Source organism: Sulfuricurvum sp., assembly GCF_028681615.1.
GTDB lineage: Bacteria > Campylobacterota > Campylobacteria > Campylobacterales > Sulfurimonadaceae > Sulfuricurvum.
Genome location: NZ_JAQUHV010000002.1, coordinates 18,055 through 42,186 on the forward strand (window position 1 = coordinate 18,055; position 24,132 = coordinate 42,186).

At 40.6% G+C, this 24,132-nt stretch carries 30 protein-coding genes; 22 read left to right on the forward strand and 8 right to left on the reverse strand.

The genetic code is table 11. From position 1 onward, the window contains the following. Positions 1-4: 4 nt before the first annotated feature. The 8 genes from PHE37_RS03230 (at position 5) to PHE37_RS03265 (ending at position 5,120) form a co-directional block, all read left to right on the forward strand. Positions 5-418, forward strand: coding sequence for a 4Fe-4S dicluster-binding protein (locus tag PHE37_RS03230; protein WP_300008208.1), 414 nt, complete (start codon positions 5-7; stop codon positions 416-418). Then, on the forward strand, positions 418-1,638 hold the full coding sequence (locus PHE37_RS03235) for a 2-oxoacid:ferredoxin oxidoreductase subunit alpha (protein ID WP_300008210.1): 1,221 nt from the start codon (positions 418-420) through the stop codon (positions 1,636-1,638). Before PHE37_RS03230 ends, PHE37_RS03235 begins: the two co-directional genes overlap by 1 nt. A 9-nt stretch (positions 1,639-1,647) precedes the next feature. Continuing rightward, positions 1,648-2,604: a thiamine pyrophosphate-dependent enzyme gene (locus PHE37_RS03240; protein ID WP_299996174.1), complete on the forward strand. Its 957-nt coding sequence runs from the start codon at positions 1,648-1,650 to the stop codon at positions 2,602-2,604. A gap of 127 nt (positions 2,605-2,731) precedes the next feature. After that, complete coding sequence (locus PHE37_RS03245) at positions 2,732-2,926, forward strand: hypothetical protein (protein WP_299996176.1); 195 nt, start codon at positions 2,732-2,734, stop codon at positions 2,924-2,926. An 87-nt stretch (positions 2,927-3,013) separates the two neighbouring features. Beyond that, positions 3,014-3,544, forward strand: coding sequence for a DUF2202 domain-containing protein (locus tag PHE37_RS03250; protein WP_299996178.1), 531 nt, complete (start codon positions 3,014-3,016; stop codon positions 3,542-3,544). A gap of 174 nt (positions 3,545-3,718) precedes the next feature. Beyond that, positions 3,719-4,222 carry an S-ribosylhomocysteine lyase gene (gene luxS / locus PHE37_RS03255; protein WP_299996181.1) on the forward strand — a complete coding sequence of 168 codons (504 nt, stop codon included), beginning with the start codon at positions 3,719-3,721 and terminating at the stop codon, positions 4,220-4,222. 2 nt (positions 4,223-4,224) lie between these two features. Continuing rightward, complete coding sequence (locus PHE37_RS03260; protein ID WP_299996183.1) at positions 4,225-4,527, forward strand: hypothetical protein; 303 nt, start codon at positions 4,225-4,227, stop codon at positions 4,525-4,527. A gap of 107 nt (positions 4,528-4,634) precedes the next feature. Next, complete coding sequence (locus PHE37_RS03265; protein WP_299996186.1) at positions 4,635-5,120, forward strand: hypothetical protein; 486 nt, start codon at positions 4,635-4,637, stop codon at positions 5,118-5,120. Between the two features lie 106 nt (positions 5,121-5,226). Here PHE37_RS03265 and PHE37_RS03270 read toward each other — a convergent pair whose 3' ends face one another. Together PHE37_RS03270 and PHE37_RS03275 are read right to left on the reverse strand one after the other, a co-directional pair. After that, a complete protein-coding gene (locus PHE37_RS03270) occupies positions 5,227-5,634 on the reverse strand; it encodes a hypothetical protein (protein ID WP_299996188.1) in 408 nt (135 codons plus the stop codon). A gap of 31 nt (positions 5,635-5,665) precedes the next feature. Further along, positions 5,666-5,923 (reverse strand): hypothetical protein, encoded by a 258-nt coding sequence (locus tag PHE37_RS03275; protein WP_299996191.1) that lies wholly within the window; start codon positions 5,921-5,923, stop codon positions 5,666-5,668. Positions 5,924-6,120: 197 nt separating this feature from the next. On the opposite strand from PHE37_RS03275, the gene PHE37_RS03280 reads away from it, so the two are divergent. Beyond that, positions 6,121-6,768, forward strand: coding sequence for a MarC family protein (locus PHE37_RS03280; protein ID WP_299996194.1), 648 nt, complete (start codon positions 6,121-6,123; stop codon positions 6,766-6,768). 37 nt (positions 6,769-6,805) lie between these two features. Then, positions 6,806-7,555 carry an MnmC family methyltransferase gene (locus tag PHE37_RS03285; protein ID WP_299996196.1) on the forward strand — a complete coding sequence of 250 codons (750 nt, stop codon included), beginning with the start codon at positions 6,806-6,808 and terminating at the stop codon, positions 7,553-7,555. Here PHE37_RS03285 and PHE37_RS03290 read toward each other — a convergent pair. From PHE37_RS03290 to PHE37_RS03305, 4 genes are all read right to left on the reverse strand, one after another. Then, a complete protein-coding gene (locus tag PHE37_RS03290; RefSeq protein ID WP_299996199.1) occupies positions 7,530-7,841 on the reverse strand; it encodes a hypothetical protein in 312 nt (103 codons plus the stop codon). The genes PHE37_RS03285 and PHE37_RS03290 overlap by 26 nt on opposite strands. 5 nt (positions 7,842-7,846) lie before the next feature. Further along, positions 7,847-8,461, reverse strand: a complete 615-nt coding sequence (locus PHE37_RS03295; protein ID WP_299996202.1) for a riboflavin synthase — start codon at positions 8,459-8,461, stop codon at positions 7,847-7,849. Between the two features lie 104 nt (positions 8,462-8,565). After that, a complete protein-coding gene (locus PHE37_RS03300; RefSeq protein WP_299996205.1) occupies positions 8,566-9,249 on the reverse strand; it encodes a tetratricopeptide repeat protein in 684 nt (227 codons plus the stop codon). Between the two features lie 42 nt (positions 9,250-9,291). Beyond that, positions 9,292-9,489 carry a hypothetical protein gene (locus tag PHE37_RS03305; protein ID WP_299996208.1) on the reverse strand — a complete coding sequence of 66 codons (198 nt, stop codon included), beginning with the start codon at positions 9,487-9,489 and terminating at the stop codon, positions 9,292-9,294. 117 nt (positions 9,490-9,606) lie between these two features. Between PHE37_RS03305 and mnmG the strand changes: the two genes are divergently transcribed. The 11 genes from mnmG (at position 9,607) to PHE37_RS03360 (ending at position 20,382) form a co-directional block, all read left to right on the forward strand. Next, a complete protein-coding gene (mnmG, locus tag PHE37_RS03310; protein WP_299996209.1) occupies positions 9,607-11,481 on the forward strand; it encodes a tRNA uridine-5-carboxymethylaminomethyl(34) synthesis enzyme MnmG in 1,875 nt (624 codons plus the stop codon). Positions 11,482-11,492: 11 nt separating this feature from the next. Next, entirely contained in the window at positions 11,493-12,362 is an 870-nt protein-coding gene (locus tag PHE37_RS03315) for a hypothetical protein (RefSeq protein WP_299996212.1), read from the forward strand. Between the two features lie 60 nt (positions 12,363-12,422). Beyond that, positions 12,423-12,923 (forward strand): Rieske 2Fe-2S domain-containing protein, encoded by a 501-nt coding sequence (locus tag PHE37_RS03320; protein WP_299996215.1) that lies wholly within the window; start codon positions 12,423-12,425, stop codon positions 12,921-12,923. 10 nt (positions 12,924-12,933) lie between these two features. Then, positions 12,934-14,184 (forward strand): cytochrome bc complex cytochrome b subunit, encoded by a 1,251-nt coding sequence (locus tag PHE37_RS03325; protein ID WP_299996218.1) that lies wholly within the window; start codon positions 12,934-12,936, stop codon positions 14,182-14,184. Next, positions 14,184-15,062, forward strand: coding sequence for a c-type cytochrome (locus PHE37_RS03330; RefSeq protein WP_299996220.1), 879 nt, complete (start codon positions 14,184-14,186; stop codon positions 15,060-15,062). The genes PHE37_RS03325 and PHE37_RS03330 overlap by 1 nt, the downstream gene beginning before the upstream one ends. Before the next feature lie 25 nt (positions 15,063-15,087). Next, complete coding sequence (locus PHE37_RS03335; RefSeq protein ID WP_299996223.1) at positions 15,088-15,483, forward strand: hypothetical protein; 396 nt, start codon at positions 15,088-15,090, stop codon at positions 15,481-15,483. A gap of 116 nt (positions 15,484-15,599) precedes the next feature. Then, complete coding sequence (gene moaA / locus PHE37_RS03340; protein ID WP_299996409.1) at positions 15,600-16,565, forward strand: GTP 3',8-cyclase MoaA; 966 nt, start codon at positions 15,600-15,602, stop codon at positions 16,563-16,565. Between the two features lies 1 nt (position 16,566). Then, positions 16,567-17,325, forward strand: a complete 759-nt coding sequence (locus tag PHE37_RS03345; RefSeq protein ID WP_299996411.1) for a 7-carboxy-7-deazaguanine synthase QueE — start codon at positions 16,567-16,569, stop codon at positions 17,323-17,325. Between the two features lie 257 nt (positions 17,326-17,582). Next, complete coding sequence (locus PHE37_RS03350) at positions 17,583-18,506, forward strand: hypothetical protein (RefSeq protein WP_299996413.1); 924 nt, start codon at positions 17,583-17,585, stop codon at positions 18,504-18,506. A gap of 2 nt (positions 18,507-18,508) precedes the next feature. After that, positions 18,509-18,736: an ABC-three component system middle component 6 gene (locus PHE37_RS03355; protein ID WP_299996415.1), complete on the forward strand. Its 228-nt coding sequence runs from the start codon at positions 18,509-18,511 to the stop codon at positions 18,734-18,736. Continuing rightward, positions 18,733-20,382, forward strand: a complete 1,650-nt coding sequence (locus PHE37_RS03360) for a DUF2326 domain-containing protein (protein WP_299996417.1) — start codon at positions 18,733-18,735, stop codon at positions 20,380-20,382. Before PHE37_RS03355 ends, PHE37_RS03360 begins: the two co-directional genes overlap by 4 nt. A gap of 51 nt (positions 20,383-20,433) precedes the next feature. Here the strand turns inward: PHE37_RS03360 and PHE37_RS03365 are convergent, their stop codons facing one another. Beyond that, positions 20,434-21,705: a hypothetical protein gene (locus PHE37_RS03365; protein WP_299996420.1), complete on the reverse strand. Its 1,272-nt coding sequence runs from the start codon at positions 21,703-21,705 to the stop codon at positions 20,434-20,436. A gap of 579 nt (positions 21,706-22,284) precedes the next feature. Between PHE37_RS03365 and PHE37_RS03370 the strand changes: the two genes are divergently transcribed. Next, positions 22,285-22,866, forward strand: coding sequence for a 6-carboxytetrahydropterin synthase (locus PHE37_RS03370; protein WP_299996422.1), 582 nt, complete (start codon positions 22,285-22,287; stop codon positions 22,864-22,866). Here PHE37_RS03370 and glp read toward each other — a convergent pair. Continuing rightward, the gene (glp, locus tag PHE37_RS03375; RefSeq protein ID WP_299996425.1) at positions 22,863-24,080 is read right to left on the reverse strand and encodes a gephyrin-like molybdotransferase Glp; all 1,218 of its coding nucleotides are present in this window, start codon (positions 24,078-24,080) and stop codon (positions 22,863-22,865) included. The genes PHE37_RS03370 and glp overlap by 4 nt on opposite strands. Positions 24,081-24,132: the final 52 nt, after the last annotated feature.

Here is a 24,132-nt window from a genome sequence, read left to right on the forward strand (position 1 = left end):
CATGATGGAAAAAAAAGGATGGGATGGGTTCGAAATCGGTGCCATGCTCCGATCGTTTGACGGAGCTACACGCGATATCGCGACTACGCTTCCCGAAAATCGCCCTTATTCAGTATCAAACTCATTTACGGCGAGTGTTGCTGACTGGCGTATTGAAAAACCTTTGTTTAACAAAGACTACTGCATTGATTGTCAGTTCTGCTGGGTTTATTGTCCGGATATGTCGATCATTGCTCGTGATAAAAAAATGATCGGAATCGATTTTGACCATTGTAAAGGGTGCGGGATCTGCGTAGAAGTATGTCCGACAAACCCAAAATCATTATTGATGTTCCCTGAACAAAAAGATGAAGAAACAGCGCTTGCCGAATGGCCTAAAAAAGAGAAAAAAGCTGATACCGAAGTGAAGGAAGACTAATGGCAGATACAATGGAACTACGCGATATTGAAGTCTGGGACGGTAATATGGCGGCAAGCCAAGCGCTTCGTCAGGTACAAGTTGACGTTGTTGCTGCTTACCCGATTACCCCATCGACTCCTATCGTAGAAAATTATGCCGGTTTTACGGCAAACGGCTATGTTGACGGTGAATTCGTTATGACAGAATCAGAACACGGTGCAATGTCATGTTGTATCGGTGCTGCTGCTGCGGGCGGACGTGTAGCAACTGCTACCAGTTCACAAGGATTTGCGTTGATGGTAGAGACTCTTTACTCTGCATCGGGAATGCGCTTACCGATCGTTCTTAACGTTGTTAACCGTGCTATCGGTGCGCCGTTGAACGTAAACGGCGACCATTCGGATATGTATATGGGACGCGATAGCGGTTGGATTCAACTTGATTCGTATTGCCCGCAAAACGCATATGATTTGAACTTCATTGCGTTTAGAGTATCAGAAGACCATGATGTCCGTTTACCGGCTATGGTTCATCAAGACGGATTTATGACGTCTCACACGGCTCAAGGGGTTCACACCCTAACAGACGAAGCGGCATACAATTTCGTGGGTCAATACAAACCGATGAACGATATGCTCGATCTTGACCATCCGGTAACCCATGGGGTACAAACGGAAGAAGATTGGCATTTCGAACACAAAGCACGTCAGCAACATGCTTTGATGACCGCAGTATTGCCAAAAATCCAAGCAGCATTTGATGATTTTGAAAAATTGACCGGTCGTAAATATAACATTGTTGAAGCTTACGATATGGAAGATGCGGAAGTAGCAGTCGTCTGTATGGGTACGTCGGTTGAAACGGCTCGCGAAGTGGCTGAAGAGATGCGCGCTCAGGGTATCAAAGCGGGTGTTGTCGGTATCCGTGTATTCCGTCCATGGCCGTTGGAACAACTTGCGGCTGTACTCAAAGACGTTAAAGCGATTGCAGCATTGGATCGCTCAAGCCCGCACGGTACGGTTGGAGCACTTTTCAATGAGATTTCAGGTACGTTGTTTAACACCGATACCAAAGCGGTATTGACGAACTATATCTACGGATTGGGCGGACGTGACTTGACCAAAGCACACTTAGTGAGTATCTATACAGATCTTAAAGCAAATGCGGATGCCGGTAAAGTTACCACTCCGTTACAGCAGTACATCGGTCTTCGCGGACCGAAACTCTCTTTTTTCTAAGGAGCCCTTATGTCAGAAATTAAAAAAATTAAAAACCTCAAAGAGTTCTCCACTTCGGCGGATCGCTTTGAAGGGGCTAACCTTCTTTGCCCGGGCTGTGCCCACTCGATTATCGTCCGTGAAGTGTTAAATGCAACGAACGATGATTTGATCCTTGCAGCTTCAACAGGATGTTTGGAAGTATGTACGGCAGTTTATCCATATACTTCATGGGATGCTTCATGGATTCACATCGGATTCGAAAACGGCTCATCTGCAGTAGCAGGTGCGGAAGCGATGTATAAAGCGCTTAAAACCAAAGGTCGTTTAAAACAACCGGATCGCGTACCTAAATTCGTCGCATTCGGCGGTGACGGTGCAACGTACGATATCGGTTTCCAATGGATTTCAGGATGTTTCGAGCGCGGACATAACATGATGTACGTATGTTTGGACAATGAAGTGTATGCAAATACCGGTGGACAGCGTTCATCATCTACACCTATCGGTGCGTCGGCTACTACAACTCCTGCCGGACGCGTGAGCTACGGTGAGAAGAAAAACAAAAAAGACATGATGGGAATTATGGCGGCACACGGTGCTCCATACGTCGCGCAAGTCGCTCCGAACAAATGGAAAGATATGGTCGCAAAAATCCAAAAAGGATTTGCAGCAGAGGGTCCGGTTTTCATCAATGCGATGTCTGCATGTACGACCGAGTGGAAATTTGCGCCGGAAGATACAATCGCCATCTCTGATTTGGCAACCGATTCATTGGTATTCCCATTGTATGAAATCATCAACGGTACGGAATTGAACATTACGTACCGTCCTAAAAATATTATCCCGGTTCGTGATTATCTTGGTGCACAAGGGCGTTTCAAACACCTTTTCACCAAACAATACGAATACCTTATCGATGAGTGGCAAACACGTGTCGATAAAGAGTGGGAACGTCTTCAACGTCGTGAAGAGGCACGTGTCTAACAGACACCTGCTTCCACGCTTTACCCCCGCTTTTCTTCTCTACATACCCTTTTTTTAAATTATCTTGGAACTCTCTTTGCTTTATCGTTATTACTAAAACAATTATTGGATTATTATAATGTATCGTATGACCTATAACCACCTAAATGCTACCGGATGTTCCGCCCGAGGGATTGCCAAACGAGAAAGTAAAGAAGAACTGTTAAAACTGGCCGAAGAACTCAAAGAATCGATTTGTAATGTCGAAATTCGTCCAATTGAAGGAACGATAGAAAAAAGATTGCCAATGGAACTTTTTTCTAATATGAAAGAACTGCGCTGAATTTTTTATAAATCATTGACAAGTTGCTAACACTTCGCTAACACATCAATGGTATCTTTTCTCTAAATAAAAGAAAAAAGGTTAAAGATGAAGAGAAGTATACGACTTGCCATAGTTACGTTGTTTGTGTTGGTTTGGTCTTTATATGCAAAGACGACAACTTCAAGTGTTGGATTGTCTGATACGCAAAAAGCAGCATTATTATTTATGTATCAGGAAGAGAAAGTTGCCCGAGATGTATACATTACCTTGGGTACTAAATATCCGAGTGCATCTACATTTTCAAATATTGCTTTATCAGAACAAACGCATATGGATTCTGTAGAAAACCTATGTAAGAAATACAATGTAGATATTTCAAAAATAAATGAGGCTGTGATTGGAGTATTTGTACTTCCGGAATTGCAAAATTTATATAATATCCTTATCGTTCAAGGATCGACTTCTTTATCTGCAGGATTAAATGTCGGTGTGGCGATTGAAGAAAAAGACATTACCGATATCGTTACATATGAGCAAGGTATGCCTGCAGATGTAGTGCAAGTATTTGAAAACCTGCGTGCAGGTTCCTATAATCATTTATCAGCATTTCAAACTGCCTTGACGGCTATTAAATAAATCAGGAGCGCTTGATTGCGCTACTGATTTAAATCTTCCCGCACTATTTTTTATCTTCCGGTATCTTCTAACATTCGAAAAATAAGATCTTTTTATTAGTCATCAAATTACAGTGATGTAAGGATGAAATATGTTACTATTGCCAAAATTAAAGATCGTTTTTCAAGGATTTTCATGCCATTACTCGATAGCTTTACCGTTGATCACACTATTATGCCCGCACCTGCCGTACGACGTGCCAAAGGGATGAAAACGCCCAAAGGCGATGATATCACCGTATTTGACCTGCGTTTCTGCCGTCCTAACGAAGCCATCTTGTCACAAGAGGGCATCCATACGATGGAACATTTGTTTGCAGGATTTATGCGAGATCATCTCAACTCTGATAAGACGGAGATTATCGATATCTCTCCGATGGGATGCCGAACCGGTTTTTATATGAGTGTTATCGGGACTCCTAGCGAAGAAGAGGTCGCGGAAGCGTGGGAAGCATCGATGAAGGATGTTCTCGCCGTTGAAAAACAAAGTGATATTCCTGAGCTGAACATTTACCAGTGCGGGACCTACACAATGCATTCACTCGAAGATGCAAAAGCGATAGCAACCGAAATCTTACGCAAAGATATCGATATCATGGATAACGAAGCGTTAAAGCTTGATATAGCAAAGGTCGATTGATCATGCTGCTTTTATTACCGATGAACGGGGATGATACCCAAGGGAGCGAACTGACCGGAATTTTATCGGCAACCCATTGGGCAACGGTCGAAGTTGAAGAGGGACAAGTTGTCGAGATTAATTTCTACACCGACCGGTCCGAAATCGAAGGATGGCTCGATGCGGTAATCGTTACAGGGAACTACGAGCCGGTGATGGAGTTTATCGACAATCAGATGATGGTCTTAGTCGCCCATACACAGCGTAGTATCGATGACATCGTCGAAGCCTATTTATTCAGAGAACTTCACGATTTATCATTGTGATTTTAACGCCATCGGAATGCATCCCGATTGGCTGCGTTAACACTGGGTTTCCCTCAGCGGGAAGCTCACGCACATAAGTGCTTGAAAATCCACTAAAAGTGAATTTTATGACTTCATTTTGCGATCTGTTTCAAACCTCGCCTCAGATGAAGATTCTGGTGGCGACTTCTCATGCCGATAGTCTTATTGAAGAGGTATGTACCTTTTTGGAACCGTTTAATGCGACGGTCGATCTTTCCCTTTACCCGGGGGAGCATGATGAGTATTCTTCTGCCGTTATCGGTAAGTGTGATGCGATTAAAGATTTTAGTTCTCCGATCCGTTCGGCCACACGTGATTATGAAACCATCATCCTCCAAGATGTTTTACACCTTCATACCTTCCCGCTAAAACTATTACAGCTTGTATACCGTTCTTTGGAAAACTCCGCTGAGGTTATTATTGTTCAAGAGCGCGGAGTGATGGAGACTTCAGACATCGAAGCTTTATTGGAAAAAGCAGAATTTCGTGCGGCAAATACGATCATCGATTTGATAGAGGGAAATGATGTGATTGTAGCTAAAAAGATGCATATGTGGGGTAATGGGCTATGATAAAATTTTAATGCAATGAAATCCGAAAGGTGTTGTATGGCTGGCTATAAAGGTATCTCCAGAGAAATAATGAAAGATGGCTCGAAAACTATTATGTTCCGCTGGATCAAGGCCCAATTTTTATATCACTTGTTTTCATACAAATTTTATTGAACTCGTCATACTTATCGCACGTAGTTCGCACAAATAACTTCTTGGCCGGATAGAAAGTACACTTTGTTTGATAATGACACCTGCTGAAGAACTCTTCCCAGTGCTGACATTCTTCAATACATTCAAGATTTTTGTATGTATACGTCGTTGTTTCAAACAGACACTTTTTATTAAAATCGTCCCAATACTGGCAGTCCTTAAGAGCCAAGGCTACACCATCAGTTAACGGTTGACCGCAAGTGACGGTGAGGTCTCCCTGATGGTATTTTTCTCCCGTTTCGAGAGTGATTTTTTTTGCTTCAACATGACCCGCCAAAAACATCAGCACTGCAATTAAACTTATAAACACATGTCTTTTCATACTTGGATCTCCTGTTATAATAATTTATTTATTATCTAGATTCTCTGGGATCAATCAGTTTTTTTTTCTCTAAGTTTTTAGCCCCATCATTGACCGTGTCTTTGCTCCATTGGGCGTTATCAATCGTATCATTTTTTGCACCTTGCCATGTCTCACCACATCCACTAATCATGACTACCACGAAGAGAAGCATTATAAACGTTAAACTCTTTTTCATTTTGAATGAGTAAAAATGTTGTAGCATTGCAAATAACAATACTATACAGTAATTTTTAATTTTTTGAAACATACTAAATCTATTTTTAGAGGCAGATTTTATTAACCGTTACCGTATCATCAGAAAGTAACAGGTGGCAAAGTGGATTATGTGGTCGATGAAGTGGAGAAATGGTTTGCCAAATATAGTTTGTGAAGGTAAAAAGGTAGAATAGGTTTGAAAAGATATAATACGAAAAGTTTCGAAGTGTCACAATCAAGGAAAAACAAATGGAGTTCAATTATTTTGTCCACTTACAGACACTCCTGCATTATTCGGTCGGTTTGATCACCATCCTAAACCCCATCGCAGCTGCGGCCATTATGATTTCCTCCTCCCCATCTGCTCTTACTAAAGAAGATACGGAAGAGATTAGTCAAAAAGCTACATGGACGGTTATGATTGCTTCATTTGTAACCATTTTTTTAGGGAATGCTATTTTTGAACTTTTTGGGATTACCCCCTCTTCTGTGATGGTGATCGGTGGCATTGTTTTGCTATTGATGTCTATTAATATGCTGCAGGGAAAAATCCCCGAAACATCACACTCACTCGAAGAGTCAAAAGAGGCGATATTGAAAGAAAATATCTCTATTATCCCTATCGGAATCCCCATTTTATTTGGTCCGGGGCTGATATCTACCCTCATGATTTTTAAAGCAAAAAGTGTTAATTTCATAGATATTTCTTTACTCGTTATGGCTGTGGTAATCTCCGGTTTGATTATTTATTTAACATTGAAAAATGCTATCTTTTTGACAAGAGTTCTGGGTGTTGTCGGATTGAAAATTATGACGAGGATTATGGGATTGGTGGTCGGAGCGATTGCGGCTCAATTTATCGTTTTTGGGATTAAAGCTCTGTGGCAGCCTCTTTAAAGATATAATTTGATGAAGAATAAATGTGGAGAAACCGATGGCAAAAGAGTGGGTAAAGAGTGAAGACGGCAGTTATACCGCATACAGCAGTGAATATGACGAACATTACCATTCGACCAAAGACGGTGCTCTGAACGAATCGCTCAAAAAACATATCGAACCCGCCTTTACACTTTATAGTAAAAAAGATCACCTTCGACTCATCGATATCTGTTTCGGTTTGGGGTTTAATACCCTCCTTAGTCTCTATTATCGTGATACCTTTTTCCCAAATACGACTCTCGAAATCTACTCCCCCGAACTCGACGGTGATCTTGTATCCTCACTTGTCGACTTTCCCTATCCCGAAATCTTTGAACCGTATCGAAACATCATCACCGATATTGCGACGCTGGGCGGGTATGAGGATGAACGGACACAAATTACAGTTGAGATTATCGATGCGCGAGTTGCCATGCGCGATCTCGATGGTGAGTGGGATATCTGTTATCAGGATGCCTTTAGTCCTTCGGTTAATCCCGTACTCTGGACACGGGAGTATTTCGCCGATATTGCTAGGCTGATGGGTGACGATGGGATTATTACGACGTATTCGACAGCGCTTGCGACGCGGCTGGCCCTGTATGAAAACGGATTGAACGTCTATTTGAATAGGGGTGAGGGGTATCGTAATGCGACGATTGCTTCAAAACGGGAATTCGTTGAGTATGAGAAGGTCGATATGGCGCATAAGATCACTTGCAACCCCAATGCTAAAAGTCTTAGCGACGAAAGTTTGGCTCTTTAAGGCGATAATGCTCGATGAGGTGGCGCAGGCGGTTTTCGTTAAAGCGCCAAAAGTGTTTCGAATCAAAATCATGGTGCACTGTCATCATTTGAAACAGAGATTCTTCGTCCAGATGGGAGTGGGAATTGTTACACTCGACCATAATCCGCTCTAACAGTTCTACTGATTCGGGTGTCGTATCGTCATCGGCCAATCGGGTTTTCGGGAAAAAGAGATAGAGTTTGTAGAAGGCAAGCACAAGCCCTCCGACAAAGGCTCCCATCATGATCCATTCAATGGTTTTCATAACGGTTAATATAAGGCGCTGATGTGGTCAACATCATTCCAACTCATCGTTTTTGTATTGGATGAGGTGAGGATATGACGCATATAGCGGGCAAATACATCGGTTTCGATGTTGACCCGCGTCCCTTTTTTATAGGTTCCGAAGAGAGTTTCACGCATCGTGATGGGGATAATGGTGAGTCGGAACGCATCCCCCATCACTTCATTGACTGTGAGACTGATACCGTCGATGGTGATGGAACCTTTCGGAGGGATGAGAGGGATAAACTCGGCATCGACATCGACGATCACGTCATAGCTGTTACCGTTGTCGGTGATGGATCGGATCGTTCCGATGGTATCGACGTGTCCTTGGACAATATGTCCCTCAAATCGATCTCCCATCATCATAGCCGGTTCGATATGAACTTTGCCGGAGAATTTTTCGGTGGCGATATGGGAGAGGGTTTCGGGGGAGAGTTCGACGGAAAAACCGTCACTCTCGATACTGACCACCGAGAGGCAGGTACCGTTGATTGCGATGGAGTCGCCGAGTTTGGGTTTATGGGCGGCTTTCAGAGCTAGACGGTTACCGCCGAAACTTTTTACTGTTGCCATCTCCCGAATCAAACCTGTAAACATCAAACCCCTTTTACCACTAATTTTGAACGCCAAAGGAATAAAATCCCTTTGACTGCGCTAGCCGCTAAGGCGCTAAAGCTTGCCTCATTACGAGGCAGAATTATTTAAAAAACTATTTTACCCTCTTCTTGCAAAGAACGGATAATGCTTTTCGCTTTTTCATGACCGTTGTAGGCTGCTTTTCGGCACCATTCCAGTGCAGTGTCGTTATTCATATCGCATCCGAGCCCCTGATCGTACATCAGCCCAAGATTGTACTGTCCTTCGGCGAGGTTGGCATTGGCGGCACGGGAAAAACAGATAAAGGCTCTGGCGTAGTCTTGCGGTACGCCATGCCCTTCTTTATAAAGGACACCGAGGTTGTTGAAGGCATTGGCATTCCCCCGTTTAGCGGCCTCTTCGTACCAAAATGCCGCTTCGGAGAAATTTTGGACACATCCGAGACCCCGCTCCAATGCCAAAGCCGCTTCAAATTGTGCCTGAGGGAATTCGAGTATGGCGGCACGAAGCATCAACTCATACGATTTGAATTGATCGTGCTCAACGACCACGCCATCCGCGTACATGAGTGCAATATTGTAAAGTGCGGCAGGTTCATTTAACTCTGCAGCCTGAGAATAAAGGAGAAAGGAACGCTCTAGCGAACTCTCAACCCCCAGCCCTTTTTGGTGCATGTATCCCAGCGAGGAGAGGGCCGTAGGGTTGTTTTGGATAGCCAGTGTTTCGAAAAGTTCTAAAGCTTTAGAATAATTTTGGGCATTAAATGCGTCGAAAGCTTCTTGGATCATAGTTCTTTTTTCTCTTTTTCGCGGATTATAGCCAAGTGCACTTTAGCGGCGCACTTTTCTGCTTTCGCGCTGTTTTTCTTTAAGCTTGCTCACAACGTCTTTGAGTTCCTCTTTCTTTTTGAGGAGCTCTTCTCGGACAAGGTACTCATCTCCGCCGTCGACTTCGGGGTCGTATTCGAGGGGTTCGGGGCTGTAATTTTTCAGCATCTCTTCCAATGTTAGGGCTTTGTCGTTATTCATGGCAATCACTCGTCATTAAAAGTTTTGCTTAATTGTAGAGTATTTTTCCTTTGTATTTTTATAGGTTTCAACATGAGAAGCTATAATTGCATTAATAATCTATGTAAAGAAGTAATAATGACATATGACGTAATCGTCGTTGGCGGAGGACACGCCGGAATCGAAGCGGCACTCGCTTCGGCACGTATGGGACAAAATACCCTGATGGTCTCGATTTTAGCTGAGCAGGTGGGAGCGACGAGCTGTAACCCTGCCGTCGGCGGACTGGCAAAAGGACATTTGGTACGCGAACTCGATGCGCTTGGCGGAGAGATGGGATTACTCACCGATGAAGCGGGTATCCAGTTTCGTATTCTCAACATAACGAAAGGGCCAGCTGTGCGCGGAAGCCGTGCACAGATCGACATGGATCGCTACCGTGTGATTGCCCGTAACAAGATACTCACAACCCCGAATATGTCTTTGATACAGGAGACAGTCAATGCCCTCATCATCGAAGAGGGGACAGTCGTCGGAGTCCGCACCCATTTGCTAAACGAATACCGCGCAAAGAAGGTGATTTTGACGACGGGGACATTTCTGAATGGGGTGGTGCATATCGGAGAGATCACTCAGGAGGCGGGACGTTTCGGCGAATTCCCGGCGAAAGGGCTTACCGATTCTCTCCGCGAAGCGGGACTGAATGTCGGGCGGCTTAAAACAGGAACCTGCCCACGCGTCGATAGCTCATCCATCGATTTTAGCGTCATGGAGATCCAAGACGGCGATGAACTCCCGAATCCGTTTAGTTTCCGCACCGATCGAGTTGAATTTGCACGGACGAAAAAACAGCTCCCGTGCTACATCGCCTACACTAACGAAGAGACCCATAGCCTGATCGAGGGGAACTTCCACCGCGCGCCACTTTTTACAGGTCAGATCGAGGGGGTAGGGCCGCGTTATTGCCCTAGCATTGAAGATAAGATCAACCGCTTCCGTGACAAAGAGCGTCACCATCTCTTTATCGAACCTCAAACAGCAGAGAATACCGAATGCTATATCAACGGGATGTCCACGTCACTTCCCCCTGATGTTCAGCGTGCCATGATCCATTCGGTACATGGGATGGAGAATGCGAAAATCGTTCGATACGGCTATGCGATCGAGTACGATTACGTCGATCCGACCGAGCTGAAACACACGCTGGAGACGAAAAAAGTCAAAAATCTCTACTGTGCCGGACAGATTAACGGAACGACGGGGTACGAGGAGGCGGCTGCACAGGGGATGATGGCGGGGATCAATGCCGCTCTTAGTCTCCAAGGCAAAGAGCCTCTCGTTTTGCGCCGGGATGAAGCCTACATTGGGGTATTGATCGATGATTTGGTGACCAAAGGGACGAAAGAACCATACCGCATGTTCACCTCCCGCGCCGAATATCGACTGTTGCTTCGTGAAGAGACTGCCGATTTGCGTTTGGGACGTTACGGTCATGCGTTGGGGCTCATCGATGATGCCCAGATGGCACGTATCGAGATGAAACGAACTCAGATTGCTGATGGGCTGAAATTGCTCGAAGAGACCGTCTATACTCCGAACAAAGAGTTTTTGGCATTTTTGGCTTCAATCGATGAAGAACATATCACCGATAAACTCACCGCTACGCAGCTTGTCTCGCGTAAAAGTTTTGAACTCGAAAAATTGGTAAAACTGATCCCAAGTTTTGCGGAACTCGATCCCTATATCCAAGAGCAGATCCTAATCGAAGCCAAATACGCCCGTTACGTCGAGAAACAAAGCGATGATATCGAGCGGATGTCCAAAATGCTTCATATCGCTATTCCGGAAAATTTTGATTTTAAAACGGTTTCGGGACTCTCCAATGAGATCGTAGATAAACTCTTTAAATTCAATCCGCCGACGTTGCAGGCGGCATCCCAAATCAGCGGTATGACCCCTGCCGCTCTTGATATACTCCATATCTACATTAAAATGGCACAACGAAAAAATTAAGGATATCTAATATGCGTTATTTTTATTATGTCCATACGGGACACCGTATCGGACTTGACCGTTTTCACCGTGCTGTTGCTATTGTTACCGAACTGCAAAAAGAGATTGATATTACCCTCCTTTGTTCCGATTTTCGGATTGCGGCAGAAGCAAAAGAATTTGGGATCAAACGCTCGGTCGGAGTCGATTTGGTTCGGAATATCCCTCAAATCGCTCATCACGGTGACAAGATCATTTTTGATTCGGCAGAGATCAACCCTACGCTTTTGGAGGATATGACGCAGTTCTTTTCCACTTTTATCCGTATCAGTGATGATGTTTCAGATACCAAGCACGACAAAGAATTTCTGATTTCTCCTTATCTGGAAGGTGAGGGGATTTGTAAAGCGGTTATCGTCAATGAACGTTATTATGAAGCACTTCCCAAAACAATTCCCCTTTCACTCTTTTACGGAGATGATGATTACGAAAAAGATTTAGAAGCCAACCAATCCCTTTTTGCCCCATTACATATGGATTTATTGATGGGCTTTTACCATTTTCTCGGATATGACAATGCTCTAAAAGAGAGTTTTAAAACGATTTACGACTCGGAATCGTACGATGAAGTAATTCGAAAAAGCGATATTTTGGTCAGCGGATCTCCCCAAGCGGTACTTCAAAACTTAATAAGCGGCGGTAAACCGATTTATTTACAACGCGTTGACTATACAAATGATTTTATTCCGTTATTTGAGTCGCTTTCAATCCCGATTATTACAGAATTATCCCAAGAACAGCTTATGCAAACGATAAATAAAGCTATATCAAATTCTTATCACACATTTGAAAAAAGTAACACTAAAGTAATTGAATTCATAAGAAAAACTTTCAATTTATAGAAACTTAAACCTTTTTAACTTATGATGTAGGGTTAAATTTCCAAATTAAGTGAGATGGCTATGATGGACGAAAGCAGAAGAGGGTTTATTGGTAAAGCCTTTGGTGCCGTTGCCGCAGTCGGAGGGGTTGCCTCTCTCATTGCGATGAAAAAAACATGGGATCCGCTTCCAAGCGTTATGTCTGCCGGTTTTACAACGGTAGACGTATCAGGCTTGGAAGCCAACAAACTCGATATCGTTGTATGGCGGGGTAAACCGGTATTTATCCTCAAATACACCGAAGATATGAAACCGACAGATGGCCGCAGTGTCAAAGTCGGTGATCATTACTATGCTGTTATGATCGGTCTTTGTACACACCTCGGTTGTATCCCGGGTTATGAAGAAGACAAAAAACTATTCAAATGTGCTTGTCACGGTGGTGAGTACAGTCCGGACGGTGTTAATACGTTTGGACCTCCTCCGCGTCCGCTCGATATTCCTCCGTTCAAAATTGACGGTACAACCCTCGTCCTAGGCGATGAAGGTCCGGAATACAAAAAAATGACGGCGAAAGCGTAAGGGGGGCGAAATGGCAAAATTTAAAAAAGCAGATTCTATGCTTGAGTGGTTTGACCAACGCCTTGGCGTTGTCAATTTCGCGAAAGTGATGATGACGGAATATTGGATTCCGAAAAATATCAATTTCTTGTGGGCAATGGGTGTATTGTTAACCATGCTCTTTACGATGCTTTTAGTATCAGGTATTTTCTTGTTGATGTATTACAAACCGGACGTTAATATGGCGTTTGACAGTGTAAACTACACTATCATGCAAGAAGTAGCGTACGGCTGGTTGTTCCGCCATATTCATGCGGTAGGTGCTTCGGTTGTTTTCTTGATTATCTATATCCATATGTTTACAGGTATCTATTACGGCTCTTACAAAAAGGGACGTGAAATGATCTGGATTTCAGGGATGTTGTTGTTCATGCTCTTCTCGGCAGAAGGGTTCAGCGGATATATGCTTCCATGGGGGCAAATGTCATATTGGGCGGCATACGTTATTACTGAAATCTTCGGCGGTATCCCTTTCATCGGTGATGATTTGGTTGTTTGGATTCGCGGTAACTTCTATGTAGCGGATGCGACGTTGACTCGTTTCTTCATGTTGCACGTATTGTTGATTCCATTGGCGATTTTGGGTGCTATCGTATTCCACTTCTATTCACTTCGTTTCCCTCACGTTAATAATGAAAAAGGTGAGTTCTTTGATTATGAGGCAGAATCAGAAAAATACCTTGCAGGTGATAAAAAAGGGTCTAAAGTTATCCCTTTCTGGCCGGTATTCTTGTCAAAAGACGTATTCGTTATGGGTGTGTTTTTGATTTTCTTCTTCTATTTGGTGTTCTTCCATTACAGTTTTGCAATGGATCCGATCAACTTTGACAAAGCAAACGGTCTTAAAACTCCGGCACATATTTATCCTGAGTGGTATTTCTTGTGGAGCTACGAAGTATTGCGTGGTTGGTTCTTTGAAATTGCGGGTATTTCAGGTAAATCTCTTGGATTGATGGCGTTTGGTTTTGCTAACGTTATTTTCCTTGTAATTCCTTGGTTAGATCGTTCGCCTACGGTTAAACCGGCTAATCAACGTCCATTCTTCAAATATTGGTTCTGGATTTTGATGGTAGATTTAATGGTATTGACAGAGTTTGGTAAATTGCCTCCGACCGGTCCTAATGCATGGGTTGGTTTCGGTGCGTCATTGACGTTCTTGGTATTGTTCCTCTCATTACCGTTCATTACGAAGATGGAAGCTAAAAAGGCAGGTAGAAAATAATGAAAGAATTTAAAATTTTAGCCGTAATCCTGATTCTTGTCGGGATTACGTATTATGGAATCGAACCGTATGCACATAGCGTCATGCATCCTGAAGTGGCTCCAGCCGATTTTACGTTCCAAGATGTTAAAAATGTAGATACCAAATTAACCGGTAATGCTGAAAACGGAAAAGCGCTTGTAGAAGCAAACTGTATCGCTTGTCATGCGATCGAAGCGGCAGGTCACCCTGCTGTTATGAGTAACGCCGATGCGGCTGCATCATACGGTGTTGTTCCGCCGGATTTGAGTCATGCAGGACGCATCTATGATGCAAACTTCTTGGCGAATTTTGTATTTGATCCGGTCAGTGCAATGCATTTACAACACAAATACAATGCAGAGAGTGGGAAACAATTCCCGATGCCTGCTTACAACTGGATGGCTCCTCAAGACATTATGGACATTGTTGCTTATTTACAATCAATTGCTGTAAAAGTAAGCGATGATAAAGCGGGCCATAAAGCGACTTTTGAAGCAGCATGCGGACGTTGTCACAATATGCAATATGCCGGAATTGAAGCAACGACTCCTGAAGAGAACCTAAAAACCTATATGGGTACAACACCTCCGGATTTGTCTCAGTACATTAAAAGCCGTGGTGAACACTACCTTCACAGTTTTGTAAACGATCCTCAAGTATTGCTCAAAGGGACTTCAATGCCGCGTGTGGGCTTGAATGAAAAAGCGCAAGAAGAAGTTATCGCGTATATGGAAGAGATCGGTGACTCTAAAAAAGCAGAACGTAACAGTCTCGGTATCTGGGTAATGGCATACATGGTAGTGTTCGCGTTCCTTGCCTATCTATGGAAACGCAAAATTTGGGAGGAGGTGCACTAAGGTGCACCTTTACGAGGAGTAACAGATGAAAATGATTAAAATTTTGGCTCTCTCTGCCCTTATCACTTCAGGTGCTATGGCAGACGATACTTTGGCTCTTAATATGAGTCAAATGGAAAACGGTTTGAGCAACGTTCAGAAAGGATTTCTTTACAATTCCCCTGCATTGATCAAAGGCGGAGTTAGCGAGATTCAAAAAGCAGATGCTCTTTTCCACGATGTCGATGCCACTAAAAAGTATCTTCCAAAAGACAAACAGCATATGAGTAATATCGCGTTTAATGCGGCAAAACGTATTGACAGCGCATCCAATGATTTAATTAAAGCATTGGATAAAAAAGAGTATTCTAAAGCTCACAAATCGTATTCTGAAATCGTGGATGCGTGTACCGCATGTCACGCAGTCGTCCGCGGCTGGTAATATTGTAACCCCCTCCGGGGGTTCTTCCTCTAATTCCCCCAATAAATAAAACTCAAAACAACTTTTAGGTACTATCGCGCATTGCTCCTAATTTTAGGATTTTTTCAAGGATATATGTGTTAATAGATAGTTATGGCAGAACGGTCGATTATTTACGTGTTTCAGTGACGGAACGGTGTAATTTTCGCTGTCAATACTGCATGCCGGAAAAACCTTTTTCATGGGTTCCAAAAGAAAATTTGCTCAGTTTTGAAGAGTTGTTTGAATTCATCAAAGTTTCAATAGATGAAGGAATAAAAAAAATTCGTATCACCGGCGGTGAACCGCTGCTTCGAGAAGATCTCGATAAATTCATCAAACTGATTTATGATTATAAAAACGATATTGATTTGGCGATGACTACCAACGCATTTTTGCTAAAAGGGTCTGCACAAAAACTTTATGATGCAGGATTGCGTCGTCTGAATGTGTCGATCGATTCGCTCAAACCGGAGGTTGCCGAAACCATTGCAAAAAAAGATGTACTTCGACAGGTTCTTGAAGGCGTTGAAGAAGCATTGCGCGTCGGTTTGAAAGTCAAAGTGAATATGGTTCCGATGAAAGGGCTCAATGAGTCCGAAGTTCTCGATGTTTTGGAATACTGCAAAGCCAGAGGGATGGTAGTCCGGTTTATCGAATATATGGAAAATGTCCATGCCGAAGTAGATATCAAAGGGATGAACAGCATCGAATTACTAGACATAATCGGAAGCCGTTATTCGTATGTAGACGAAGGATTTGACGGTCACTCACCGTCGCACTATTATAAACTTGAAGACGGTTATGAGTTCGGGATCATTGAACCGCATAAGGACGATTTTTGTACCAAATGCAATCGTATCCGTTTAACGGCTGAGGGGAATTTGATCCCATGTCTCTATTTTGATGAAGCGATGTCGATCCGTGATGCGGTAAGACGCGGAGATATCAAAGAAGCGGCATTAGTGCTCAAAGAGGTGATTCGGACGAAGCCGGAAAAAAATCGCTGGAGCGAAGGAGATTCCGAAGTTTCAAGCCGTGCGTTTTACGAAACCGGGGGGTGAGATGCTTTATTTAGTAGAACATTTTTACTCCGTTCAGGGTGAGGGTAAATATACGGGCGTTCCGTCTTTGTTTTTTAGATTTGGCGGCTGCAATCTCAAATGCGAAGGGTTCGGATGCCGCGAGAGTGCACCGGACGGTTCGGAAATTTTGGGATGTGATACGGTTTATGCCGTCGATCGCAAAGCATTCGGCGAATTGTGGCAGGAGATTGAAGAGCTTCAAACATTGATTTGGATTATGAACGGATACCGTTTGCCCCCTCATGTCGACGTCGTACTGACAGGTGGAGAACCGCTGATCTATGCGAATGAGCCGATTTTTGTCGAATTCATCGATTATCTGATCGGTCACGGCCATCGGGTGACATTTGAGACCAATGCGACGATTGCTCCCGATTTTAAACGTTTTCCTTTTTACAAACAGGCAACCTATGCTCTTTCGGTAAAACTCTCAAACAGCGGTGAACCAATAGAGAAACGGATCAAGCCTGAGGTGTATGGGGAAATTATCGCTAACGCAAAAGAGAGTTTTTTTAAATTTACCGTGGATGAACCCTCTCTGGTAAGCCATATCGAATCCGAAATCGATGAGATCATTGCCCTTCATCCTTATACGCCGGTGTATTGTATGCCGCTCGGAGGCGACAAAGCCCACATCGAAGCGAACTGCGAAGCGGTAATCGAGTTTTGCAAGCTGCGCGGATTTATCTATTCGGATCGATTACACATTCGCATCTGGGATCAGAACCACGGGGTATAATTTTCAAAAGTCCTACATATAGGGCAAATCCCCCTAAAATAGGCACTTCAAAGACCTTCAAAATTTAAGAAAAATCAATTTAGTTAGTCAAATTTAGTCATTTTTACCCATCTAAAGTGGCAAAAAAGTGGCAAAAACTAAAAATTTTTCGGATAATTCAGCACTCATTAGAATTGCTATAAGCCATACAATGATTCGTTCATAAGCATAAAAAGATATAATTTTTAATATACGCATATTATGAAACGAGAATAGCAATGGCTTCAATAGAAACATTGACAGATAAATTAAAATTATCTTTTTTTGAAAAAGATGGTAATGAATTTGAAAAATTCGTTGTAAGTGCATACAAAATATCTTATCCAGAATTAATGGCAGTCAAACCTCAAGGTTCAAAAGGTGATGGTGCTAATGATGGATACATGTCAGGTGAGTTGCTTTTACAAGTGTATGCTCCAGAAAAAATTGAAGCAGATACTGCTATTAAAAAAATGAATCATGATTTTGATAGAGCGAAATCATATGGATGGAGCTTTAAAGAATGGCATTTTGTACTTAATGATAAATTGAAAAACTTGCCAACAGATATTCATTTGGCTATCGATCAACTGAAAACTGATAATCCAGATTACATTATCAAACTGATAGATGGGCAAACTTTTCAGAATAAAATATTAGGTCTATTAAATCATAATAGACTAATGGTGTATATTTTGTTAAATGCCGACAAAGATATTAGTGAGTTTGGAGACTTTGAAAAGGTAGAAAAAGTCATAGATGCAATATCTCAGGAAAGTGGAATTAGAAATATTAAAGCTACGGAATACTTGAATTTTTCAAAAGAAGTCTTTCTCCCTGATGGCATAAAAAAACTTGAAATCAACATAGATGAAGAAAACAATCCCGAATTATTCAAATTTTTTGGATCACATATTGAAAAGTCTCAAGAAGTTATGGAAGAATTCATTCCTCAGATAGGACTTGACCTATTCACTTCTATTGGAAATTACATTCAACAAGATTATAAAAAATATGAACGTATTATGAAACCTGAACAAGCGCTAATTAAAACCTGTGAAGCTATATATTCAAAACTTGAAAATGACAAAAATTTAGAAACAGCATTATGGGTTGTAATGGCTTATTTCTTTGACATATGTGACATAGGAAAAATAGAATGATAATGGGCAATAAAATTATCAAAGTTGAAGATGCCTTTATCACAATAGGAGGATATATTTTATCAATCCTAAAAAATAAAGAACTTCAAGTGGATACTTTGTATTCTAAATTTTTAGAAATCTATCCCAAACATATTAGTTTTGAACAATTTACATATGCAATAGATTTTTTATTTATGATTAATAAAATCAGAATAAAACATGATGATGTTTTGGAGATTGTATTATGAGACTGATTCAATTAAGTAGTAGCGATCCAAGATTTAAAGCTATAACTTTTACACCCGGACTAAATATAATAGTCGGTGAAAAGGTTTTAACTGACGATAAGAAGAAAACATCTAATGGGATTGGTAAAAGCTTATCATTAATTTGTATTGATTTTTTGTTGGGAAAAGGCAGTCAAAGTAAAGAAATCAAAAAACTAAAAGAAGTTTTGGAAAAAGAAAAAATAATTTTAACTCTCAATTTTGAACATAATGGCGTATTTTATGAAGTTTCAAGAAGTCATAATAAAATATGGCTGAATGATGTTGAATATAAAAAAGATGGTGACTACACTGATTTTTTAAACACATTGGTAAAAGAAGATACTTTTAGAAATATTTTTTGTCGATTTTTTAGAACTGATAAAAAGAGTTATCAAGACGCCATATCTCAAGTTAGTCAAGAAGCACCATATAGTAATAATAAAATTAATGCATATTTATTAGGTTTAAATTTATCATATTTAGAAAAGAAAAAAGAGTTAAAAGTAAAAAATGATAGGTTAAAAGTTTTAATCAAAGAACTTAATGCTATTGAAAAAACTATCAATAAAGAAAAAGAATTTGAACTTGGCGAAAGATTACAAAAAATTGAAAAAGATTTAGAAAATTTTGAAATAGCAGAAGATTTTAATGATCTAAAAAAAGAAGCAGATAGCTTAACTGCCGAACTTCAAAAAGTTAGAAATCTTATTGCATTCAATAATAGGGAAATACGAAATAAAAAAAATATAATTAGCGTAAATCAGCAAACTAATATTGATATAGACAAACTTACTAGTATGTATGAAGAAGCAAAGTTCTTCTTAGGAGAAGATGTTTTAGCTCATATTCAAGCCGTAAAAGGATTTCATGAAACTCTTTTTAGCAATAGAAGAACTAAAGCCATCAACGACATTGCAGTTCATGAAAAAGAAGTAATAGCACTTGAAAGTCAATCAGTTGCTATTGATTTAAGAAGAAGTGAGATTTTCAAGTATCTTGAGAATAAAGGTGCATTAGAAGAATATCATTCGCTAAACAAAGAAAAAGATAAAATAAAATTGACCCTTGAAGAAATTCAAAGAAATCAAAAAACACTAAAAGCTTTTAAAAAAGAACAAGCAGATATTAAAATTGAAATAGATCAATTTAAAAGAGATCTTATTGAACTTGAAGACAAAATCAAAGATAGAATAGAGTTTTTAGGAAAAAGTTTTAGGGAAATATCAGAAGAACATTATGATGATAAGCCAGGGCTTTTAGAAATCAAAATTAATGAAGATTTTAAGACCGAAAAGCTTTACAACATAGAAGCGAATATCAAAGGAGATGGAAGTGACGGCATTAATGAAATGAAAATATTCATTTATGATATGCTCATTTATAAATTAAATCCAACTCTTATTTGCTTAGTAGGACATGATAATAGGCTTTTTGATATGGTTGATGAAAGGCAAATAGCAAAAGCATTTCACTATGTTTCCAATAATTTGTCTCAATATATTTGTTCTATTAGTGATACGAAGATAGATGAAGTGAAAAAACATATATCATTAAATTGGGACGAAGTGATAAAAAGGAATCTAAGTGAAAAAGATAAACTTTTTGGTTTTGACTTTGATCAATAAGATTTACAACAAAGAAAAAATCAAATAACCTTTTCAGTCAAATAATAAAAGTTATACTGCTTCATGACTTATTTTTCGTAGGTTTTCTACATAATCATCAATAATGATATCAGGAACTTTTACACCATTAACTTCTTTTAAAGTTGATAGCTTTTCAATAATTAATTCTATGCTAAACGATGCAATTACTAAAAGTGCAATTATTTGATGCATAGCCATGGATTGGAATTGTTGATCTTTTTTTACTTCGTTAAAATGTATTTTGGCAATATCAAATTCGTGAATATCTTTATTAGAAGCACCGTTTGAATGTAATGAATTTCTCATATCAATTATTTTCAAAAACATATCAATTAGGTTAATATTTTGTTTGTTTTCTTGCTTGAAAAGTTCTATATATGCAGGAGATGACTCTTTACATCTGTGCATTATCTCTTTGGAAATTATTACAAAATCGATAGAGTGATTGATATCTAATTCATTAAAAATACGAGCTATATATTCTTGTTTTTTGGTAATTTTCTTTTTTCCTATGCTCTCATCAGTCATTTTAAAAGTTTTAATAATTACACTTAAAAAATGTTCGAAATTAAAATAAATTTCATTTAATACACTGAGTCTATACTGCACTTCTTTTTGTATAAATATTATGTCGATAGTTTCTTTTATTGTATAAGAAAAATTGGTAATACTATCTAATAATTGATTTTCAATATTATTCATGTTTAATTTATAATCTTGATATTTATTCATAGTAGTAAGTTCTGTTCTGCCGAAAGTTGTTCTTCGAATATCATTACCTTTAAAGTTATATACATTTTGATGCACAGGAGAGCGGTATGAAAATTCATGTAATAAAAACAACATTTCATATTGAGGTATATTGTTATGACCAATTAGAAAAGAAGTTTTTGTATGGTCTATTATCTCATCTAAAATATATTCATTTAATAGTTTTCTAGTATTAATATACTGTTCTTGTGAAAAAAAGCCATTGTGGTATTGTTCGGTTAAAGTTTGTAAAAATTGTTTTAATCCATAATCCAGTTCTTTCATATGAAGTATATTATGCTCTCTAGCATAAAAGTGTCCGATGATTTTTAGTTCCCCGATTATTTTTGTCATAAATAATGAAGTTCTTAAATCTTGATGAGGTTTAGTTGTAGTTTGTCTATGAACATTTACTTGAAGTGGCATGCCCATATGATCTTCTAATATTTTTAAAGTTCCTTCACAATATGTATCAATGATTTCAATCGGGGATAAAGACAATAACCATTGTTTTTGTTCATCATTGATTTCTATAATTGGATCAGTTTTCAATAGGATTTCCTAAACTATATTTATTTTAATGATTATAGATAGAAATTCTTTATTTTGGGATGGCTTTAACGAGTGATAATATTCTAAACTTTGGAATAGTGATAGACTGGTAGAAAATTTTGTCTAAGCAAAGTATATATTAAATGATAAAACAAGCTCAAAGGAAGAAGCTATTAGACTTCTATTTTAAATACCAGCATTCGGAATACAGATGCGAGTGTTCCTACATTGAATAATATATGTCGGCATAAAAGTGGCAAAAAAACATAGTTATACCCTTTGAAAGTCCGTAAAATAGGGTGTTTAATTTTTATATCCGTATCTGGGCATGAAATCATAGTATTCAAAATGGATAAAAGGTAGCAAAAAGTGGCAAAAAGTGGCACAATTTTTTAATAGCACCTTTAAAAACCCTAAAATAGGTAGTTTATGATAAATTTCCGTATCTGGGTTATGAATGCGTATGTTAAAGAGTGGCAAAAAAGTGGCATATTTTTCCCACTGTTTTTACAAATCCCTAATACAGGTGGTTTCAAGGGTGAAGTGCCTATCAGGGATCAAAATCATGGGGTATAGTTTATGATAATCCGAAAACTTTTTAAATTTGAAAACGCCCATATCGTTCGCGGATGCTCTACACAGCGGTGCCGTGCTTCGATTCATGGCCATTCATACAAAGTCGAAGTGCTGTTCGAATCCAAATATCTCGATCACGGTCAGATGGTATACGATTTCGGTCTAATGAAGCAGGGGATGAAAGAGCTGATTGACAGTTTTGATCATGCGGTCGCTATCTGGGACGGTGATGATGGCGAGTATATCGAAGCGATGAAAGAACATTCCAATCGATGGGTACTTCTTCCTGTGTCCCCTTCATGCGAACAGTTTAGCCGCGTGATATTTTTGATGCTGGATCGTCTGTTGTCTTCCACCGACATGATCAACGGAGAGCAGGAAGTGAGACTTCACAGTATTATCGTGCACGAAACCGAAACGGGGTATGCGCAATGTTTTGAAGAAGATGCCTATTCGGAGCGGATGGGAGTCATACCGTTGGAATCGATCCTGTTTAGTGATGAAGTCCGCCAAGGGTGGAGCGATCCTCGGTTGTGGCAGAAAATATTAGCCGGTGAAACGTTTTTAAATCCTCAAACTGTTTAGAAGGTAATCAGGGAGTTCTGTACCGGAGAACTCATACACCAACGCGTAGGGATAACTTTGATCTCCGCATCCTTCTCGAACCCATCCACTGATGCATCTACCATCATATACGCGTTCGCCTGTGACAGCGGCAATACCATTCCGGGCCCGAATTTAGGGCTTGGGGTAAATGCCGTTCCGTCAAACCATCCGGGAATCAAAGCACGACGCCCTTTTTTCATTTTAAACGGTTCTACGATTTTAGTGGTGATCGCAGAGAGATACTTGTCGGTTCTGCCGCTTAGGGCAAGGATGGCACTTTGACCGAAAAGCTCGAAGCAAAGCGCTGCTGCAAGAGGATTCCCGGGGAGGTTGAGAATCACCGTTTTCCCGATCCGTCCGAATGTCGTCGGTTTACCGGGTTTGATGTCAACCGATTCAAAAGCACTTTCGAACCCGAGTGATTGAAACGCTTTTTTGGTGAAATCGGCATCTCCGACACTCACTCCGCCGGAGGTAATGATCAAATCGGCATTCAAAGCGCTTTTGATGTGATTTTGGATCGATTCGAGAGTGTCTTCCGCTGTTGCGGTAGAGATGACATCACACCCGAGTTCACGGGCGCGTGATGCAAATGTAGGGGTATTGGTATTGTAGAGCTGATTGGCACCTAAGGTCTCATAATGCATTTTAAGCTCATTGCCCGAAGAAAAAATAGCAACACTCGGACGGCGATAGAGCTTGACATGCGTAATCCCCTGAGATGCCAAGAGGGAAATATGATGGGCACATAGAAAGGTTCCCTTAGTCAGAAGGGTCGTACCTGCTTGGATATCTTCACCTTTGAGACGGATATGTTGGGAGGGCTTGATAAAAGTAGGTAAGGTGACCTGATCTCCATGGACGACGACCTCTTCGATGGGGACAATCGCTTCACACCCCTGCGGAATTTTGGCCCCGGTCATAATGCGGATACATTGGTCTTCCACAAGACGGAATTCATCTTTGTCTCCAGCAAATATTACACATGACTGCAGCAGAGTTTTTCCTGCATCTGCGGTACGTACGGCGTATCCGTCCATGGCGGTATTGTCAAAAGAGGGGAGGGAATATTCGGCTACGATGTTTTCAGCCAGTACACGATGGATACTGTTTTCGATCGGTGCGATTTCGATTCCCAATGGCAAGGAGAGTTTGTATACCTGTTCAAATGCCTCTTCTACACTGATTGCCATGGAGATCCTTTTTGCAACTGCTATTTTCTAGTATCAATTATAGGGGATTTTA

Bases quoted from the DNA above. Each gene is read 5' to 3' on its own strand.
- PHE37_RS03230 (WP_300008208.1), top strand. From the start codon at position 5: ATGGAAAAAAAAGGATGGGATGGGTTCGAAATCGGTGCCATGCTCCGA.
- PHE37_RS03235 (WP_300008210.1), top strand. From the start codon at position 418: ATGGCAGATACAATGGAACTACGCGATATTGAAGTCTGGGACGGTAAT.
- PHE37_RS03240 (WP_299996174.1), top strand. From the start codon at position 1,648: ATGTCAGAAATTAAAAAAATTAAAAACCTCAAAGAGTTCTCCACTTCG.
- PHE37_RS03245 (WP_299996176.1), top strand. From the start codon at position 2,732: ATGACCTATAACCACCTAAATGCTACCGGATGTTCCGCCCGAGGGATT.
- PHE37_RS03250 (WP_299996178.1), top strand. From the start codon at position 3,014: ATGAAGAGAAGTATACGACTTGCCATAGTTACGTTGTTTGTGTTGGTT.
- luxS (WP_299996181.1), top strand. From the start codon at position 3,719: ATGCCATTACTCGATAGCTTTACCGTTGATCACACTATTATGCCCGCA.
- PHE37_RS03260 (WP_299996183.1), top strand. From the start codon at position 4,225: ATGCTGCTTTTATTACCGATGAACGGGGATGATACCCAAGGGAGCGAA.
- PHE37_RS03265 (WP_299996186.1), top strand. From the start codon at position 4,635: ATGACTTCATTTTGCGATCTGTTTCAAACCTCGCCTCAGATGAAGATT.
- PHE37_RS03270 (WP_299996188.1), bottom strand. From the start codon at position 5,634: ATGAAAAGACATGTGTTTATAAGTTTAATTGCAGTGCTGATGTTTTTG.
- PHE37_RS03275 (WP_299996191.1), bottom strand. From the start codon at position 5,923: ATGTTTCAAAAAATTAAAAATTACTGTATAGTATTGTTATTTGCAATG.
- PHE37_RS03280 (WP_299996194.1), top strand. From the start codon at position 6,121: ATGGAGTTCAATTATTTTGTCCACTTACAGACACTCCTGCATTATTCG.
- PHE37_RS03285 (WP_299996196.1), top strand. From the start codon at position 6,806: ATGGCAAAAGAGTGGGTAAAGAGTGAAGACGGCAGTTATACCGCATAC.
- PHE37_RS03290 (WP_299996199.1), bottom strand. From the start codon at position 7,841: ATGAAAACCATTGAATGGATCATGATGGGAGCCTTTGTCGGAGGGCTT.
- PHE37_RS03295 (WP_299996202.1), bottom strand. From the start codon at position 8,461: ATGTTTACAGGTTTGATTCGGGAGATGGCAACAGTAAAAAGTTTCGGC.
- PHE37_RS03300 (WP_299996205.1), bottom strand. From the start codon at position 9,249: ATGATCCAAGAAGCTTTCGACGCATTTAATGCCCAAAATTATTCTAAA.
- PHE37_RS03305 (WP_299996208.1), bottom strand. From the start codon at position 9,489: ATGAATAACGACAAAGCCCTAACATTGGAAGAGATGCTGAAAAATTAC.
- mnmG (WP_299996209.1), top strand. From the start codon at position 9,607: ATGACATATGACGTAATCGTCGTTGGCGGAGGACACGCCGGAATCGAA.
- PHE37_RS03315 (WP_299996212.1), top strand. From the start codon at position 11,493: ATGCGTTATTTTTATTATGTCCATACGGGACACCGTATCGGACTTGAC.
- PHE37_RS03320 (WP_299996215.1), top strand. From the start codon at position 12,423: ATGATGGACGAAAGCAGAAGAGGGTTTATTGGTAAAGCCTTTGGTGCC.
- PHE37_RS03325 (WP_299996218.1), top strand. From the start codon at position 12,934: ATGGCAAAATTTAAAAAAGCAGATTCTATGCTTGAGTGGTTTGACCAA.
- PHE37_RS03330 (WP_299996220.1), top strand. From the start codon at position 14,184: ATGAAAGAATTTAAAATTTTAGCCGTAATCCTGATTCTTGTCGGGATT.
- PHE37_RS03335 (WP_299996223.1), top strand. From the start codon at position 15,088: ATGAAAATGATTAAAATTTTGGCTCTCTCTGCCCTTATCACTTCAGGT.
- PHE37_RS03345 (WP_299996411.1), top strand. From the start codon at position 16,567: ATGCTTTATTTAGTAGAACATTTTTACTCCGTTCAGGGTGAGGGTAAA.
- PHE37_RS03350 (WP_299996413.1), top strand. From the start codon at position 17,583: ATGGCTTCAATAGAAACATTGACAGATAAATTAAAATTATCTTTTTTT.
- PHE37_RS03355 (WP_299996415.1), top strand. From the start codon at position 18,509: ATGGGCAATAAAATTATCAAAGTTGAAGATGCCTTTATCACAATAGGA.
- PHE37_RS03360 (WP_299996417.1), top strand. From the start codon at position 18,733: ATGAGACTGATTCAATTAAGTAGTAGCGATCCAAGATTTAAAGCTATA.
- PHE37_RS03370 (WP_299996422.1), top strand. From the start codon at position 22,285: ATGATAATCCGAAAACTTTTTAAATTTGAAAACGCCCATATCGTTCGC.
- glp (WP_299996425.1), bottom strand. From the start codon at position 24,080: ATGGCAATCAGTGTAGAAGAGGCATTTGAACAGGTATACAAACTCTCC.